At 35.9% G+C, this 1,448-nt stretch carries 2 protein-coding genes; both read left to right on the top strand.

The window, feature by feature from the left end; all coding sequences use genetic code 11:
- Positions 1–238 precede the first annotated feature (238 nt).
- Positions 239–493, top strand: coding sequence for a hypothetical protein (locus EGI31_RS15155; protein ID WP_255037984.1), 255 nt, complete (start codon positions 239–241; stop codon positions 491–493).
- 40 nt (positions 494–533) lie between these two features.
- Positions 534–887, top strand: a complete 354-nt coding sequence (locus EGI31_RS15150; protein WP_255037985.1) for a nuclear transport factor 2 family protein — start codon at positions 534–536, stop codon at positions 885–887.
- Positions 888–1,448 lie beyond the last annotated feature (561 nt).

Genomic DNA, 1,448 nt, shown 5'->3' with positions numbered 1-1,448 from the left:
CTTCTTTTTCATAGACATAATTACAAAATTATTTTTGAATTTATGTCCGAGTTATTTGGGGTGCGTTACAACTAGGTACTTATAATTTTTATGACCTATACTTTCTTCCAATAATTCCTTAGTTTTAAGCCAAAGCTTGCCAACAAAACTGACTAACCTAAATTTGCTTGTGACCAAAAAAACTCCCAATTTCCCCAAATAATTCTTAAATTGGTTTCGAATAAATCACAGAGAAATCATGCAAGAAAAACAACTAAACGAACTGACCGACGAGGAGCTATTGAAAAAATGGAAAGACACCAAAACGCCTTACCTATTTGTGATGGCTACTATTATAGTGTCCGTCATATTCACCTTTATCAGGATGTTTATCAGCGACTTTGAGTTTTCTATGCTGGCTGTACCTTTTTTTGTAGGCATCATTGCCTTTACTATCAACAATAACTATAAGGCTGTTGAGGCAGAAATGAAGGCTCGGAACTTGAAATTGTAACACCATTTTAATTAAAAACCGACATACTTTTACCAAAACCATGACCAAACAAGAAATTGCCCTCGCTTTCTCAAATGGTGAGTTTGAAAAAACCACAGAATTCATTGCCGAAAATGCCGTTTGGGAGGTGGTGGAAGAAAATACATTTATTGGCAAAGAGGCCATCATAGAAAACTGCAATCAGGTTGCGGCATATTTTAAGTCTGTCACCACGGACTTCAAGACATTGAATATTATCGCTCAAGACAACAAAATAGTTATCAACGGTACAGCTGAATTCAGCAGAAATGGTCAAAGAATTTCGTTTGTTTCGGCTTGTGATTTGTATGAATTTAATGAGAATGATCTAATCCAGCGGATTACTTCCTATTGTATTGTCACTGCTCAAGGTTGATCGCTTTTTTTAACCGCAAAGAACTCTAAGGAAATGCTCGCAAAGAACGCCAAGGAAGCCTCTAGATGAACTTTAAAATACTAAATATAAACACTTTGTGAAACTTCGTGCATTACTTTGTGAGCCTTTGTGAAATAATTCGGGAGGTTTTTAACCGCAAAGAAAGCTAAGGAAATGCTCGCAAAGAACGCCAAGAAAGCCTCACTCCTACTTTAAAGTACTAAATATTAACCCTTTGTGATACTTTGTGGATTTCTTTGTGAGCCTTTGTGAAACAATTCGGGAGGTTTTTAACCGCAAAGAACGCTAAGGAAATGCTCGCAAAGAACGCCAAGAAAGCCTCTAGATGAACTTTAAAATACTAAATTTAAACACTTTGTGAAACTTCGTGCATCACTTTGAGAGCCTTTGTGAAACAATTCTCAAAGTTTATAACCGCACGAAAAAACCATCCGAATCGAAAATTTCAACCCCCATTTATTTGGAACCTTCAAACATTTAAATTCACAAAAACCATTTGGCCAAAAGCTCATATTTATTCACTAAAAACATTCAAAAGCC

The organism is Lacihabitans soyangensis, assembly GCF_024343775.1.
Taxonomy (GTDB): Bacteria; Bacteroidota; Bacteroidia; order Cytophagales; family Spirosomataceae; genus Leadbetterella; species Leadbetterella soyangensis.
The sequence above is the reverse complement of the archived record's forward strand: the minus strand, read 5'-3'. Positions and strand labels throughout refer to the sequence as shown.